The sequence below is a fragment of the Pseudomonas sp. GW821-FHT12A04 genome, assembly GCF_058807755.1.
Genome location: NZ_JBXAQZ010000017.1, coordinates 1 through 15,926, shown reverse-complemented (window position 1 = coordinate 15,926; position 15,926 = coordinate 1). Strand labels below are relative to the sequence as shown.

12 protein-coding genes and 1 pseudogene are annotated in these 15,926 nt (G+C 60.6%); 3 read left to right on the top strand and 10 right to left on the bottom strand.

Annotated features, from left to right (window positions below):
* Positions 1-8: 8 nt before the first annotated feature.
* The 3 genes from AC1RS8_RS24490 to AC1RS8_RS24480 all read right to left on the bottom strand — a co-directional run bounded on the left by AC1RS8_RS24490 (position 9) and on the right by AC1RS8_RS24480 (position 3,567).
* Positions 9-1,259, bottom strand: a complete 1,251-nt coding sequence (locus AC1RS8_RS24490; RefSeq protein WP_007907561.1) for a sarcosine oxidase subunit beta — start codon at positions 1,257-1,259, stop codon at positions 9-11.
* Positions 1,260-1,282: 23 nt separating this feature from the next.
* Entirely contained in the window at positions 1,283-2,536 is a 1,254-nt protein-coding gene (glyA, locus tag AC1RS8_RS24485) for a serine hydroxymethyltransferase (RefSeq protein ID WP_489339365.1), read from the bottom strand.
* Positions 2,537-2,850: 314 nt separating this feature from the next.
* Positions 2,851-3,567, bottom strand: a complete 717-nt coding sequence (locus AC1RS8_RS24480; RefSeq protein ID WP_489339366.1) for a TraX family protein — start codon at positions 3,565-3,567, stop codon at positions 2,851-2,853.
* A 157-nt stretch (positions 3,568-3,724) separates the two neighbouring features.
* On the opposite strand from AC1RS8_RS24480, the gene AC1RS8_RS24475 reads away from it, so the two are divergent.
* Together AC1RS8_RS24475 and AC1RS8_RS24470 are read left to right on the top strand one after the other, a co-directional pair.
* A complete protein-coding gene (locus tag AC1RS8_RS24475) occupies positions 3,725-4,765 on the top strand; it encodes a threonine aldolase family protein (RefSeq protein ID WP_090451829.1) in 1,041 nt (346 codons plus the stop codon).
* 198 nt (positions 4,766-4,963) lie between these two features.
* Positions 4,964-5,788, top strand: coding sequence for an SDR family oxidoreductase (locus AC1RS8_RS24470; RefSeq protein ID WP_349736370.1), 825 nt, complete (start codon positions 4,964-4,966; stop codon positions 5,786-5,788).
* A 128-nt stretch (positions 5,789-5,916) separates the two neighbouring features.
* Here AC1RS8_RS24470 and gbcB read toward each other — a convergent pair whose 3' ends face one another.
* Entirely contained in the window at positions 5,917-7,017 is a 1,101-nt protein-coding gene (gene gbcB / locus AC1RS8_RS24465; protein ID WP_090451831.1) for a glycine betaine monooxygenase reductase subunit, read from the bottom strand.
* 282 nt (positions 7,018-7,299) lie between these two features.
* On the opposite strand from gbcB, the gene gbca reads away from it, so the two are divergent.
* Positions 7,300-8,595, top strand: coding sequence for a glycine betaine monooxygenase oxygenase subunit (gbca, locus tag AC1RS8_RS24460; protein ID WP_057712996.1), 1,296 nt, complete (start codon positions 7,300-7,302; stop codon positions 8,593-8,595).
* 806 nt (positions 8,596-9,401) lie between these two features.
* Here gbca and AC1RS8_RS24455 read toward each other — a convergent pair.
* The 6 genes and pseudogenes from AC1RS8_RS24455 to AC1RS8_RS24430 form a co-directional block, all read right to left on the bottom strand.
* The gene (locus AC1RS8_RS24455; RefSeq protein ID WP_489339367.1) at positions 9,402-10,607 is read right to left on the bottom strand and encodes a retroviral-like aspartic protease family protein; all 1,206 of its coding nucleotides are present in this window, start codon (positions 10,605-10,607) and stop codon (positions 9,402-9,404) included.
* A gap of 178 nt (positions 10,608-10,785) precedes the next feature.
* Positions 10,786-11,352: a GNAT family N-acetyltransferase gene (locus tag AC1RS8_RS24450; RefSeq protein ID WP_057712994.1), complete on the bottom strand. Its 567-nt coding sequence runs from the start codon at positions 11,350-11,352 to the stop codon at positions 10,786-10,788.
* 193 nt (positions 11,353-11,545) lie between these two features.
* Complete coding sequence (gene etfB, locus AC1RS8_RS24445; RefSeq protein WP_154909896.1) at positions 11,546-12,316, bottom strand: electron transfer flavoprotein subunit beta; 771 nt, start codon at positions 12,314-12,316, stop codon at positions 11,546-11,548.
* Between the two features lie 15 nt (positions 12,317-12,331).
* Entirely contained in the window at positions 12,332-13,552 is a 1,221-nt protein-coding gene (gene etfA / locus AC1RS8_RS24440) for an electron transfer flavoprotein subunit alpha (RefSeq protein WP_340313376.1), read from the bottom strand.
* On the bottom strand, positions 13,552-15,501 hold the full coding sequence (gene dgcB, locus AC1RS8_RS24435; protein ID WP_489339368.1) for a dimethylglycine demethylation protein DgcB: 1,950 nt from the start codon (positions 15,499-15,501) through the stop codon (positions 13,552-13,554). Before dgcB ends, etfA begins: the two co-directional genes overlap by 1 nt.
* Before the next feature lie 174 nt (positions 15,502-15,675).
* Positions 15,676-15,926 (bottom strand): annotated as a pseudogene (locus AC1RS8_RS24430) (N-methylproline demethylase); the annotation flags it as partial.

The window sequence follows — 15,926 nt, the reverse complement described above, 5'->3', positions numbered from 1 at the left end:
TTCTCCTGTTAGTGGGCGACTGCTGCAGCGCCGTGTTCGTCGATCAACGCACCGCTGTGGAAACGGTCGATGGAGAAAGGTGCGGCCAGTGGGTGCATTTCACCCTTGGCCAGGCTTGCGGCAAATACGTTGCCCGAGCCAGGTGTAGCCTTGAAGCCACCGGTGCCCCAGCCGCAGTTGAAGAACATGTTCGGTACCGGGGTTTTCGAAATGATCGGGCAGGCATCCGGCGTGGTGTCGACGATGCCGCCCCACTGACGGTTCATGCGTACCCGCGACAGCACCGGGAACATCTCGACGATGGCCTGGATGGTGTGTTCGATCACCGGGTACGAACCACGCTGGCCGTAGCCGTTGTAGCCGTCGATACCGGCGCCGATCACCAGGTCGCCCTTGTCGGACTGGCTGATGTAACCGTGTACGGCGTTGGACATGATCACGCTGTCGATAATCGGCTTGATCGGCTCGGACACCAGCGCTTGCAGCGGGTGGGATTCGATCGGCAGGCGGAAACCGGCGAGCTTGGCCATGTGCCCGGAGTTACCGGCGGTCACGACGCCGACGCGCTTGGCGCCGATGAAGCCCTTGTTGGTTTCAACTCCGATGCACACGCCGTTTTCCTTGCGGAAACCGATCACTTCGGTCTGCTGGATCAGGTCCACGCCGAGGGCGTCGGCGGCCCGGGCAAAGCCCCAGGCCACGGCATCGTGACGGGCCACGCCGCCGCGACGCTGGACGGTGGCGCCCATCACCGGGTAGCGAGTGTTCTTGGAGCAGTCGAGGTACGGAATCTCGTCGGCAACCTGCTTGGCATCGAGCAGTTCACCGTCCACGCCATTGAGGCGGTTGGCGCTGACCCGACGCTCGGAATCACGAATGTCCTGCAGGGTGTGGCACAGGTTGTAGACGCCACGCTGGGAGAACATCACGTTGTAGTTGAGGTCCTGGGACAGGCCTTCCCACAGTTTCATCGCGTGTTCGTACAGGTGCGCCGACTCGTCCCACAGGTAGTTGGAGCGAACGATGGTGGTGTTGCGCGCGGTGTTACCGCCGCCCAGCCAGCCTTTCTCGACCACGGCCACGTTGGTGATGCCGTGTTCCTTGGCCAGGTAGTAGGCCGTGGCCAGACCATGCCCGCCACCACCGACGATGACCACGTCGTAGACCTTCTTAGGGGTCGGCGTGCGCCACATTTTCTGCCAGTTTTCATGATGGCTGAGAGAGTGTTTGAAGAGGCCGAAGCCCGAGTAGCGTTGCATAGTCATTTACTCCAAAACCGCACTCAGCGATAAACCGGGAAGTCCGCGCACAGGGCTGCCACTTGCTCGGCGACATTGGCCTCGACATCGGCGTCGCCGAGGTTGTCGAGGATGTCGCAGATCCAGCCGGCCAGCGTGACGCACTGGGTCACCTTGAAGCCGCGAGTGGTGACCGCCGGGGTGCCGATGCGCAGGCCAGAGGTCACGAACGGCGACTGTGGATCGTTCGGGACAGCGTTCTTGTTCACAGTGATGTGGGCGCGACCGAGCGCTGCATCCGCCTCTTTGCCGGTCAGGCCCTGACGGATCAGGCTGACCAGGAACAGATGGTTGTCGGTACCGCCGGACACTACATCGTAGCCGCGTTTGATAAACACGCCGGCCATGGCCTGGGCGTTGTCGATCACTTGCTGCTGATAAGCCTTGAAGCCTGGCTCCAGCGCTTCCTTGAAGCACACCGCCTTACCGGCGATCACGTGTATCAGCGGGCCGCCCTGGGCACCGGGGAAAACTGCTGCGTTGAGCTTCTTCTCGATTTCTTCGTTGGACTTGGCCAGGATCAGGCCGCCACGTGGACCGCGCAGGGTCTTGTGGGTAGTGGTGGTGACCACATCGGCGTAAGGCAGCGGGTTCGGGTACAGACCAGCGGCAACCAGACCGGCCACGTGGGCCATGTCGACGAACAGCAGTGCACCGACCTTGTCGGCGATCTGGCGGAAGCGCGGGAAGTCGAGGGTCTTGGAGTAGGCCGAGAAGCCGGCAACGATCATCTTCGGCTTGTGCTCGACGGCCAGGCGCTCGACTTCGTCGTAATCGATCAGGCCGGTGTTGGTGTCGATGCCGTACTGCACGGCGTTGTACAACTTGCCCGAGGACGACACTTTGGCGCCGTGGGTCAGGTGACCGCCGTGGGCCAGGCTCATGCCGAGAATGGTGTCGCCGGCTTGCAGCAGGGCCAGGTATACGGCGCTATTGGCCGAGGAGCCGGAGTGCGGCTGGACGTTGGCGTAATCGGCGCCGAACAGTTGCTTGGCGCGCTCGATGGCCAGGGCTTCAACCTTGTCCACATGCTCGCAGCCACCGTAGTAGCGTTTACCCGGATAGCCTTCGGCGTATTTGTTGGTCAGGCCACTGCCTTGCGCTTCCATGACGCGTTTGCTGGTGTAGTTCTCTGACGCGATCAGCTCGATGTGATCTTCCTGGCGTTGCTCCTCGGCATTCATCGCCGCCAGCAGTGCATCGTCGTAACCCTGGATCTGGTCTTGCTTGCTGAACATCGCGTCTCTCCCAGCGGCGGCGGTGCGCCATTCGTCTCGGTGAGGCACTGGCTTTTCGGCAGTGCCCTTTGGTAGCGATGGTATGACTGGCTTGGAGTCGTCAAATGCCTACGGGCGCCACGCAAAGGTGCGTTTACGACATGGGAAGAAAAGGCTGGCCTGAGGATATCTCTGTGGCGAGGGGGCTTGCCCCCGTTCGGCTGCGAAGCAGTCGCAGTTTCAGCAGGTGCGGTTTATCTGAAAAACTGCCTTTTAAGCGTTTGGGGCCGCTACGCAGCCCAACGGGGGCAAGCCCCCTCGCCACAAAAGCAGGGTCAGGCGATAACCTGTCGCACTGCGAGCAACAGCAGAAAATGCAAGGGATAGAGCGCATACGCCCAGCGCCGCATCGGTGGTGGTTTTACGCCCTTTGCATGTCGCAACAAGAACAGCCCGAGCCATGGCGCAATCAGGCACGTGACGATGGCCGGAATTGCCGCGACATTGCCCAGGCGAGTGGCGTAATACAGCACCTGCCACTGATTGGCCGCCAGGCATACCAACCCCGCCAACAGCGCGAAATACCAGGGCCGTTGCAGTACCGGCAGCATCGCCAGCGGCAACAGAACGCCAAAGAAACCGAACATCAATCGCTGGGAGAAAAACCCTGCCAGCAGCAACGCGCCGACGGCCAGCAGGCGCGACGCAAGCACCGGCTGCTGCCAGCCACGAATCACCAGCAAGCCCAGGGCAAGGGTGGGCAGCACGTTCAAGGTGTCGGGATTGTGAATATACATCCGGTAAGGAATTTCACTCACCGCGCTAAACAGCAACAACCAGCCCAGATAGCGCCATTGCCCACCGTCCAGCACAACAGGCTTTCGTGACAGATTGGCCGCCATCGCCAGGCAGAACCAAGGGAATGCCAGCCGCCCCGGCACATACAACAGATCGGCGGAATAACCGACATATCGCAGGTGATCGAGCACCATGCTTAAAAGCGCCAGCCACTTGAGCAGATCCAGTGCCCCGTCGCGCTGCTTTAAGTGCATGGCCTTGTGCATCGTCACGTGCATAATTGCCCTTCGACTGTGTATGTTCCCGACAGCGACATCCTGTGCACCTCCACCTGACGATCTTGGGTACAGTGCGCACCCTCATTGACCACGGGACGCTTCACCATAGGCATCTCGACCACGGAAGCAGGCCATGACCGACAAGAGCCAACAATTCGCCAGCGACAACTATTCCGGCATCTGCCCTGAAGCCTGGGCAGCCATGGAGCAGGCCAACCACGGCCACCAGCGCGCATACGGCGACGACGAGTGGACCGCCCGCGCCTCCGACGGATTCCGCAAACTGTTCGAAACCGACTGCGAAGTGTTTTTTGCCTTCAACGGCACCGCCGCCAACTCGCTGGCGCTGTCGTCGTTGTGCCAGAGTTACCACAGCGTGATCTGCTCGGAAACCGCCCACGTCGAAACCGACGAATGCGGCGCCCCGGAATTCTTCTCCAACGGCTCCAAACTGCTGATCGCCCGTACTGAAAACGGCAAGTTGACCCCGGAATCGATCCGCGAGGTCGCGCTCAAGCGCCAGGACATCCACTACCCGAAACCCCGTGTGGTGACCCTGACCCAGGCCACCGAAGTCGGCAGCGTCTACACCCCGGACGAAATCCGCGCCATCAGCGCCACCTGCAAGGAACTGGGCCTGAACCTGCACATGGACGGCGCACGATTCTCCAACGCCTGCGCCTTCCTCGGCTGCACCCCGGCTGACCTGACCTGGAAGGCCGGCGTCGACGTGCTGTGCTTCGGCGGCACGAAGAACGGCATGGCCGTGGGCGAGGCGATTCTGTTCTTCAACCACAAACTGGCCGAAGACTTCGATTACCGCTGCAAACAGGCCGGACAGCTTGCTTCAAAAATGCGCTTCCTGTCGGCGCCGTGGGTCGGGATCCTGGAAAACGACGCCTGGCTCAAATACGCCAACCACGCCAACCACTGCGCGCAATTGCTGGCTGAACTGGTCAGCGACATCCCCGGCGTGGAGCTGATGTTCCCGGTACAGGCCAACGGCGTGTTCCTGCAACTGTCGGAACCGGCCATCGCCGCACTGACCGCCAAGGGCTGGCGTTTCTACACCTTCATCGGCAACGGCGGCGCACGCTTCATGTGCTCGTGGGACACCGAGCAAGAGCGCGTGCGTGAATTGGCGAAGGACATTCGCGAAGTGATGTCTCACTAACCTCCCCCTGTAGGAGCGAGCCTGCTCGCGATGGGCGCTAACGAAAACGCGTGCTTTCTGGATAAACTCAGCGCCTTCAAGTCCATCGCGAGCAAGCTCGCTCCTACAAAAAGCCCCACAGCCTGACCGTTCGCACCTGAAGTCTTGGTCTACATTGTCTGTCGATCCGTACAGATAACAACAATCAGGAGCGTACGCATGTCATTGCAAGGCAAAACCCTGTTCATCACCGGCGCCAGCCGCGGCATTGGTCGCGAGATCGCGCTGCGGGCCGCACGCGACGGGGCCAACATTGTGATTGCGGCGAAAAGTGCGTCGCCACACCCCAAATTACCCGGCACGATTTTCAGCGTGGCCCAGGAAGTCGAAGCCGCAGGCGGCAAGGCACTGGCCCTGCAAGTGGATGTGCGCGATGAAGATGCCGTGCATCAGGCCCTGGACCAGGCCAACGAACATTTCGGTGGCATCGATGCACTGATCAACAATGCCGGGGCGATCAAGCTCACCGGGGTTCAACACCTCGAACTCAAGCGTTTTGACCTGATGCACCAGATCAACACCCGCGCCGTATTGCTGTGCAGCCAGGCTGCGTTGCCGTACCTGAAGAAATCCAGCGGCCATATCCTCAACCTCTCGCCGCCGCTGAACCTGGCCGCCAAGTGGTTCGCCCAATACAGCCCTTATACCGTGACCAAGTACGGCATGAGCATGCTGACCCTGGGCATGAGCGAGGAATTCAGGAATTACGGGATCAGCGTCAACTCGCTATGGCCACAGACGATGATCGCCACCGCTGCCATCGAGTTTCAGTTGGGGTCGAGGGAATCGTTCAAGCATGCGCGCCTGCCTGCGATCATGGCGGATGCGGCGCATGTGATTCTGAGCAGCGCAAACCGCAGCCTGACCGGGCGTTTGCTGATTGATGAGGAGATTCTGCGGGAAAGCGGTGTGACGGAGTTCGAACACTATCGGTTCGCGCCGGACAGCAACGACAAGCTGATGACCGACTTGTTTATCGACTAAACACCCTCCCCTGTAGGAGCGAGCCTGCTCGCGATGAACCTGAGAACACCGCGGGGGGCAGGTTGTCAGCGTTATCGTTGACGTCCATCGCGAGCAGGCTCGCTCCTACAGGGACTATTGCGCAACCATTAGAATTCGATGCGCACGTCGCCTTTAGGCACACTGCAGCACGAAAGAATGAACCCTTCTGCTTCGTCTTCCTCGGTGATCCCGCCGTTGTGGTCCATTTCCACTTCACCCCCCAGCTTCAACACCTTGCAGGTGCCGCAGATACCCATGCCGCACGCTTTCGGAATCATCAGGCCGACCTTGGCCGCCGCCGCATGCACGGTCTCGCCCGGGGCCACACGAATGCTCTTGCCGGACGCCGTGAACTCCACCTGGTGCAGATCCGCCACGTCGACTTCCGGTGCCTCGGCCGCTTGCTCGGCGTGTTCCACGGCGTCGGCGCGCGCCTCTGGCGGGGTCGCACCGAAGGATTCTTCGTGATAACGCGACATGTCGAAGCCAGCGGCTTCCAGCAAGCGCTTGACCGCATTCATATACGGTGTCGGGCCGCAGCAGAACACTTCGCGCTCAAGGAAGTCAGGCGCCATCAATTCAAGCATTCTGTGGTTCAGGTAACCGCGATAACCGGCCCAGGGCTCACCCATACCGTGCTTCTCGCAGATCAGGTGCAGGCTGAAGTTGTCGATCCGCGACGCCATGTGTTCCAGCTCACGGTGGTAAATGATGTCCTTGGGCGAACGGGCGCTGTGGATAAACACCATGTCGACATTGCCGTTGGTGTCGTAGAACCAGCGCGCCATGGACATGACCGGCGTGATACCGACGCCGCCGCTGAGGTAAAGCACCTTTGGCGCGGTGAAGTCCATGGCATTGAACAGCCCGACCGGTCCGTGCACCGCCAGCTCCTGGCCTTCGTGCAGGGTGTCGTGCAGCCAGTTGGAGACCTTGCCACCCGGTACGCGCTTGATGGTCACCGAAAAGCTGTACGGCACCGATGGCGAGCTGGAAATGGTGTACGAACGCATGATCGGCTGGCCTTCAATCTCCAGCTCCAGGGTGACAAACTGCCCCGGTTTGAAGAAGAACATGATCGGCTGATCGGCCATGAAGCAGAAGGTGCGCACATCCCAGGTTTCCTGGATGACTTTGACGCAACGGACGATGTGCCGACCATTGGCCCAGGTCTGGGTGGTTACCGGATTCAGGAAACTATTGGACATGCTGATCTCCACGGCCGACTGCCGGCCTTCATGTTGGCGATTCTGCGTATAGCGCAGATCACCCATTTACCTATCTGCGACATTGACATGCTTATCGCGACCAGCCCCCAACGACTGGGGCTTGCGCGTCGGGAACAGATTGCACCATGTCGCCCATGGATAAGGTTCTGGCCTGCGCCGGCCCCACACTCGCCCCATACCAAGACACATTCTTTACACCTTGCGTAGCAACCCTGATCAGCCACTTTCGCGGCCACGCAGATGGCCTTGAGGAAATACACGATGGACGTCACTACTACCCTGAGCCTGGGCGATCCGCTGGAACCCGCACGCAAGGCCACCGCGCAGATGCTGCAAGAGCGCGAGCGCACGTTCTCGCTGCCGCAGCCGTTTTACTCCGACGAGCGCCTGTTTGATATCGACATGCAGGAAATCTTTCAGAAAGAGTGGTTGATCGCCGGCATGACCTGCGAGATCCCTACCAAGGGCAACTACCTGACCCTGCAGATCGGCAAGAACCCGATCATCGTGATCCGTGGCGCCGAAGGCGTGGTGCACGCGTTCCATAACGTCTGCCGCCACCGTGGCTCGCGCCTGTGCACAAGCGACAAGGGCAAGGTCGCCAAGCTGGTTTGCCACTATCACCAGTGGACCTACGAACTCGACGGCCGCCTGCTGTTCGCCGGCACCGAAATGGGCGCCGACTTCGACATGAACCAGTACGGCCTCAAGCCGGTGAACGTGAAGACCGCTGGCGGCTACATCTTCATCAGCCTGGCGGAGAACCCGCCGGCCATCGATGACTTCCTGTCGACGCTCAACCACTACATGGAACCGTACGACATGGAGAACACCAAGGTGGCGGTGCAAACCACCTTGATGGAAAAGGCCAACTGGAAACTGGTGCTGGAAAACAACCGCGAGTGCTACCACTGCAACGCGTCGCACCCGGAACTGTTGAAAACCCTGCTGGAGTGGGACGACGTCACCGACCCGCGCGCCGACCAGGCCTTCAAGGACCACGTAGCCGCCTCCGCCGCTGCCTGGGAAGCCGAGAAGATTCCTTACGCCCACGCCAGCTTCGGCCTGCGCAACCGCATCGTGCGCATGCCGCTGCTCAAAGGCACCGTGTCGATGACCATGGACGGCAAGCAGGGCTGCGCCAAGCTGATGGGTCGCATCAAGAACCCTGACCTGGGCTCGATGCGCATCCTGCACCTGCCGCACTCCTGGAACCACTGCATGGGCGACCACATCATCGTGTTCACCGTGTGGCCGATCAGCGCTCAGGAAACCATGGTCACCACCAAGTGGATCGTGCACAAGGACGCGGTCGAAGGCGTGGACTACGACGTGGAGCGCATGCGCCAGGTCTGGGACGCCACCAACGACCAGGACCGTCGCCTGGCCGAAGAAAACCAGCGCGGCATCAACTCCACCGCCTACCAGCCTGGTCCGTACTCCAAGACCTATGAGTTCGGTGTGGTGAACTTTGTGGACTGGTACAGCGAGCGCCTGCTGAGCAACTTGGGTGCCGAGCCTGCGCCTTACCTCAAAGGTGTTCCGGTTCAAGGCTAAAGCATGCCCCTGTAGGAGCGAGCTTGCTCGCGAAAAATCCAGGGGCACCGCTGGCCATCTGTCTTTTCGCGTCATCGTTCACGACCATCGCGAGCAAGCTCGCTCCTACAAGGGGCTTGCTCGCAACAGGTTTTCTCCCCGCTACACATTCCTCTATCTTTAGAACTGTACGAAATATGATCTATTTCGTTCAGAGCTATGCTGCGCACGCCTCCCAGCCTTCCGCAAACAAGTTATCCACATCTCCACCCACAGCTATTGGGGACAACTGTGGAAAGACTGCAAAATCTCTTCACAAAAACCAAAGAAAAAACGTGACTTATCCAGAAGCATGCTTCCACGGGCGCACTGGTCATTTTTTAACCAGAAGCCTGAAAGTCACGGACTGCAAGGCTTTCAGAGGATGGCAAACACCTTATCCACAGAAGCGCCAACAGACTTTGGGGTTAACTTCGCAAGGGCTGTGGAAAACCGCTAAAACCCGCAGGAACTCGGCGTTTGCGCGGAGGTTCACGGCGCCAAACGGGCTTTTGATCATTTTATGATCAAAAGCCTACACGCCGCTGTTTATAAGGCCTGCAGCCGATAGCAAACATCTTATCCACAGAAGCGCCAACAGAGATTGGGGGCAAGTCTGCATCAACAGCAGCACATATCCCCTTGAAAATGCATGGAAAAACCACGAACCAGACTGGGTGTTTTTTGATCGACACCATGCAAGGCTTGATTTGTATGGGGTGTAGCGAGGGGCGAACATGTTATCCACAGAACCACCAACAGGGATTGTGGGTAACCGTCCAAGCTGTTCAGACTCTATTGAGGCATGAGCGACCTGAATCGAGATCCAGGTTCAATTCAAAGTCTTTGAAGGCGCGCCATCCGAGTAATATCGACGGCACGTATTGTCCGTCCACCAACGACGGCGGGATGGTAAAGCCCGGGTAGTATTTGTAGCTGACCACCAAGGTGTCGCCTTGCAGGGCCAATACGCCGGTGAAGCGTTGAAAGTGCTTATTGTCGCCGTTGTAAACGTTCGAGCCTCCCGGTGTCAGCGCCTGCGCCACGCTGACGTGCCTGCCGGGCGACGCGGCCGTCAGGTAGTCGACATTTCCCGTATCGATGATGGCTTGCGTTGCCCGACGATCCAGCTGTGCGGCAACTACCAGCCGTTGGTTGAGATCCAGGCGGCTCAAGACAATTGGCGCATCACAGCGCCGGGCAGGCGGCGGATTAAGCTCCAGTGTTCTCCTGGTTATCTTCAAGCGCCCCAGCTTGCTGATCAGATCCAGCCCCAACAAATTATCCCGGTCGCTGACAAAGACCAGGACGTTCCTGAACTCACGGGTGCCGACTCTCAATGACCCGAGAATTCCCAACCTCGCGGCCAGGCCCCTTTCGCCATAAAACGTGCTGTAGCGATAATGAGCATCGGGCAACATCCTGATCCCCAACTGTTTCGCAGTTTCAATGTTGACCCGGGTTTGCGGCGCCCCCGTGTCCAGTACAAAACGCGCCGAGACACCGTTGGCCGTTCCGACCTCGATAAATGGCAGCGATTGTTCAGCGATGTAGAAGTCATTGGCATACGGATGGAGCTGCAGCACCTCATGTCGCGCAGATCCCTTGACCGAGAAATTGCCAGCCCTCGTCAGAATAGCCAGTGATTCGCTGCCAAACATGGAGAACAGGGCATTCAGGTCGGCATCGACCGCAATCGCCCGGGCATGCTTGCCCTTGATGGCCAGATAGTATTCGGGGATTTGGTTGGCGGCCTTGGCTTCGAGCATTCTGGCCAGGACCGTCACTGAACAGCTGAGGTGCTTATCGGCATCCAGTACCTTGTCGCACTGCTGCCGTAGCTGCGCCAGAGTCGCGTCGCGCCCCTGCCCGGTCTCCAGCCATTGATAAAAGTCCTGATCAGCCACGGGCACGTTTGCCGGGACAGCAGACAGCAAGCCGGTGGATATCCACAGGGTCGATGCAAAAAGCGCCGGAAGAGCGAAAGTCTTCATGTTCAAGCCAGTCATAAAAACCGGATTTCATGAGTCAGCGCTGAACGTCTGAAAACTCCCTAAAGCGTGTCGCACCCTTGATCAGCGCATAGAAAACTGTAGCTCATCGCCCTCGTCAACGTGGGACGAGGGCGCGTGGCGTTGTGGATAACCTTCGCTGGTTAGAACCCCCGCAGACTCAGGGCCTGTGCATAAGATAGGCGTCACCGGTGACGCGGATCATGGGATGAGGGGTGACCTGGCAGGTTTTGATGATCTCGAATCCGTGCCGCTCGTAAAAGCGCCGGGCGCCAGTGTTGGCGGCATAGTCGATCAGGCTCAGGCCATTGAGCCCCAGTTGGTCGGCACGTTCTTGAGCATGGGCGAGAAACTGCACGCCCAGGCCCCGGTTGCGCCAGCCCTCGTGCAGGGCAAGGCTGGAGATATAGAGCGTGTCGGGCACTTCCATGTCGGCGTAAGGCGCCAGTACCGGGTCGGTCGTCGGCACCGCCAGCGGATCGTGGCGCATCACGTAGCTGTGCATCATGCCAATGACCTGGCCACCGGCCTCGGCAATCAGGCAATTCTGGTAGGAGAAATCCACGTCGTCCCGGGCATACCGAATGGTGCCGACGTCCAACAGATCCTGGCCGGGCTCCGCGATCTGGCTCCAGATGTAGTCTGAAGCGCCTTCGGATGAAATCTGGAACAACCGCGCAATCTCACGCGCATCCGCGCGGACTGCCGAACGAAATTCAACTGTCATTGTTTCCCCGTGAATTCTGGTAATGCAGGCATCCGGTGGGACCAGTGTTAGCGTTCACCGAAGATCAAAGTTGTAGGAGCGAGCCTGCTCGCGAAAAACCTGAGGACACCACAGTCATTCAGACATCCCGCGTCATCGTTAACCACCATCGCGAGCAGGCTCGCTCCTACAGGAGATCTGTGCTGAAACCGGGTTAGCGGACCACACCTTCCTCAATCAGCAGCTTGAGGATCGCGTCTGCCCCCGCTTGCGCCGTAACGCCCTTGAGCACTTGCCCACCGCCACCGCTGGCCTTGGCCGTCGCGGCTTTCATGCGATCGGCGCCACTCTTGGCCTTGATCACCTTAAGGCGCTTGGGCCGTGGTTTGGCCGGCTGCAGGGTGGCGACCGCGAGCAGTTCATCGTCGATGACCTCGACGTCCTGTGCTTGCAGCACGCCGCGTCGGGCCGGGCCGTAGGCACTCTGCCGTGGCTTGGGCGCGGCGTTATCCACAGTTGCCAGGAACGGCAAGCGAACCTTCAAGCGACGACGCTGACCACGCGGCAACGCTTGCAGCACCAGCGCCGAACCGCCATCGATGGACTCGACTTGCGCCAACCCCACCACCAGCGGCCAGCCCAGGTTTTCAGCGAGGAGGAATGGCAACATGCCCGATCCTTCGCCGGTTTCCGCCTGGCTGCCGGTCAACACCACCTGGGCCCCGGCATCGCGCAGATAATCGGTCAGCGCCGGCAGCGCGTCGGCGCCTTGTGGTTGTTCCAGCACGTGCAGTTGTTCCAGGCCCATGCCCAGATACGCACGCAATGCAGGCTCGGTGATGTCGCCGGCATGCAGCACCTGCAAGTTATCCCCAGCCAATTGCAGGCCCAGTTCCACCGCCCGCGCATCCTGTTCCGCGCGACGCGGCCGACCGGACGTCGGGTGGGCGCCGATGGACACCAGGCTGATGATTTTCGTGCTCATAACCCTTTCCTTCCCTTAAGCCGCATCGCGCTTGGCGTCGTTGCGGTAAGCCGCTACCGCATCGATCAAGGCTTGAAGAATCTCGGCACTTTCGCCAATCACCGACAGGTCGGCCCGTTTGATCATGTCGCAGCCAGGGTCGAGGTTGATCGCCACCACCTTGTCGCAGGCACCAATGCCTTGCAGGTGCTGGATCGCCCCGGAAATCCCCACCGCCACATAGACCCGTGCGGTAACCCAGGTGCCGGATGCCCCGACCTGACGGTCGCGGGCCATGAAGCCGTCGTCCACCGCCACCCGCGATGCACCTTCGGTCGCGCCGAGGGCTTCGGCGGTCCTGTGGAAAAGTCCCCAGTCCTTGACCCCGTTGCCGCCGGAGAAAATGAACTCGGCTTCGGCCATGGGGATTGCCGCCGGATCGACGGCCACTGCGCCCAGATCTTCGATTCGCGACAGGCTGCGTGCCACGGTTGTGGATAACTCCACGGGCAGCGCTTCGTGACGGGTTTCGCTGACCGGCTCGGCGCACTCGGCAGCCGCCAGAATCAGTCGCGCCAGCGGACGGGCAAGGTCTTGCAGGCCAGCACCGGCGCGGCCGATGCACTCCTGATCCTTGACTTGCCAGACCCGCGTGGCCGGGCGCTCGCCCAGTGCTGCGGCAAAACGTCGGCCGAGTTCGCCACCACCACTGCGGCTGTCCGGCAGCAACCAGTGATGCGGGCTGAACTGGTTATCCACAGCCCGCAGGCCCTGGACCCGTTGTTCCGGTGCATAACCACTGAATTCTTCGCCTTCCAGCACCAGCAGGCGGTCGACGCCCGCCGTGGCGAAAGCGGTTTCCTTGTGTTCGCCGAACACCACGGCCAGCACAGCACCGTCCTTGCCGGCCAGTTGATGAGCCAGGCCCAGCAGGTCGCGGTCGTGGCTGCTCAAGCGGCCGCCGACCATGTCCGGCACCACGCTGATGTAGAACGCAGGTGCAGCCACTTGATGCAGCGGCAATTGCACTTCAACCGCGGCCGAGCGTTTAGTCGCCCCGCCCTGCTGAGCGCCACTGCGGTCGATCCGTTTGATCCCATTGGGACCGATAAAACCGATCCCGTGAGGATTCTTGCGGATGACGCCGTTAGGCCCCATCCAGCTGTGTTGCGCTGGCTGCATGGCCGCGTGCAGCGGGTGCAGACGGTTGCGGGCGATCCATTCGGCGCGAGGGTCGCGGCGGATAATGTCACTCATCAATGCACCTCCGCAGGTTCACGTTTGGCCGGTGCCGAAGGCTTTCCCGGCGCGGCGTCTTCGAGCAACGCATCAGCCACCAGTTCGGCGATGTCCTTGATCAGCGGACGTGGTTCGACCACGCCTTCAAGCATCGCGGTGCACTGTGGACAACCCACGGCCACCAGTTCGGCGCCGGTTTCGCGGATATCTTCCATGCGCATGTCGGGAATGCGCTGCTTGCCGGGAATGTCGGTGATCGGCGCGCCGCCACCACCGCCGCAGCAGCGGGAGCGGAAGCCGGAACGCTGCATTTCTTTCACTTCAATCCCGAGCGCGCGCAGAACCTGGCGCGGTGCCTCGTATTCGCCGTTGTAACGGCCGAGGTAGCACGGATCGTGATAGGTCACGCTGTCGCCTTTGTGCTGGCCAAGATTGAGCGCGCCAGCATCGATGATTTCCGCCATGTAGGTGCTGTGGTGCTGCACCAGGTAGTTACCATCGAAGGCGCCGTACTCGTTTTTCAGCACGTGGAAACTGTGCGGATCGCAGGTGACGATACGGTTGAAACTGTATTTGGCCAGAGTCTGGATGTTGCGCTTGGCCAACAGCTGGAAGGTTGCTTCGTCGCCCAGGCGCCGGGCCACGTCACCGCTGTCGCGCTCTTCGAGGCCGAGCACGGCGAAGTCGATTTTCGCCGCCTTGAGCACTTTGACGAAGGCGCGCAGGGTGCGCTGGTTACGCATGTCGAAGGCGCCGTCGCCGACCCAGAACAGCACGTCGGTGGATTTCTTTTCGCTGAGCAGGTTGAGGTTCAGGTCCGCTGCCCAGTTCATCCGCCCGCCCGGCGCGAAACCGCCAGGGTTGTCGGTGGCGATCAGGTTTTCCAGGACTTCGGCACCCTTGTTCGGGGTCGCGCCTTTTTCCAGGGTCAGATGACGGCGCATGTCGACGATGGCATCGACGTGCTCGATCATCATCGGGCACTCCTCGACGCAAGCGCGGCAGGTGGTGCACGACCACAGCGTCTCGGCATCTACCAGACCGTTGACGATCGGCTGATGCGGATTGCCCGCGTGTTCGCCAATGGCTTTGCCTGGGTACGGGCTGCCGGCGAACTTGGCATCGGTGCCACCGGCCAGGCCAACGACCATGTCCTGAATCAGTTTTTTCGGGTTCAGCGGCTGACCGGCAGCGAAGGCCGGGCACGCTGCTTCGCATTTACCGCACTGGACGCAGGCGTCGAAGCCGAGCAACTGGTTCCAGGTGAAATCCTTGGGTTTTTCCACACCCAGTGGCGCGGTCAGGTCGCTAAGATCCAGCGGTTTCAACCCCGTGGAACGACCACCACTAAAGCGTTCGGCGCGGCGGTGCCAAGCCAGGTGCAAGGCACCGGCAAAGGCGTGTTTCATCGGCCCGCCCCAGGTCATGCCGAAGAACAGTTCCGACACGCCCCACAACACGCCAACCCCGAGAATCGCCGCCAACAGCCAGCCACCGAAATTTTCCGGCAGGATGCCCGCCACCGGCAGGGTCAACAGGAAGAACGAGGCCGAGAACGCCAGCAGGCTTTTCGGCAGGCGCATCCACGGGCCTTTCGACAGGCGCGACGGCGGGTTGCGCCGACGCAGGTAAACGAAGATCGCACCAACGAACATCACCGCCGACATCAGCAGCAACGCATAGCCGAGGAAGCGGTTATGCAGGCCGAAACCATGCACCAGAATCGCCAGCACGATGGACGCCACCGCACCGCCAGCCGTGGCGACGTGGGTGTTGGCAATGTATTTGTCCCGCGCTACCACATGGTGCAAGTCGACCATGTAGCGCTTGGGCATGGCGAACAGGCCGCCGATCAGGTCGACCTTGGAGGCTCGGCCCCGGCGCCACATGGCCACCCGCCGCAACGCGCCCAGGACACCAAGGCCCAGGGCGGCGAACAACAGGATTGGAAGAAGGGTGTTCAACATGGTGAAGCTCCCAAAGACCTCGGGCTTAACTACCTGGATACCTTGCTCGACTCCCTGTAGGAGCGAGCTTGCTCGCGATGGGCGTTAACGATGACGCGTGCGGTCTGGAAGAACGCGGCGCCTTCAAATTCATCGCGAGCGAGCTCGCTCCTACACAGGGTTATGTGCAAGCCGTTAGAAATCCTTGCACAGCCGCAACGCGTCGTAGATCGCCGCGTGCACGTTACGCTGGGCCACGCAGTCGCCGATGCGGAACAGCAGATAGCCGTCACCGCTCTGTTCCAGGCAAGGTTGCGGCTTGATCGCGAACAAGGCTTCGACGTCGATCTGGCCTTTGTTGCGCGAGCCTTCCTTCAGCGCGTAGTAGATTTCTTCGTCCGGACGCACGCCGTTTTCCACGACCACCTGGTCAACCACCCGCTCCT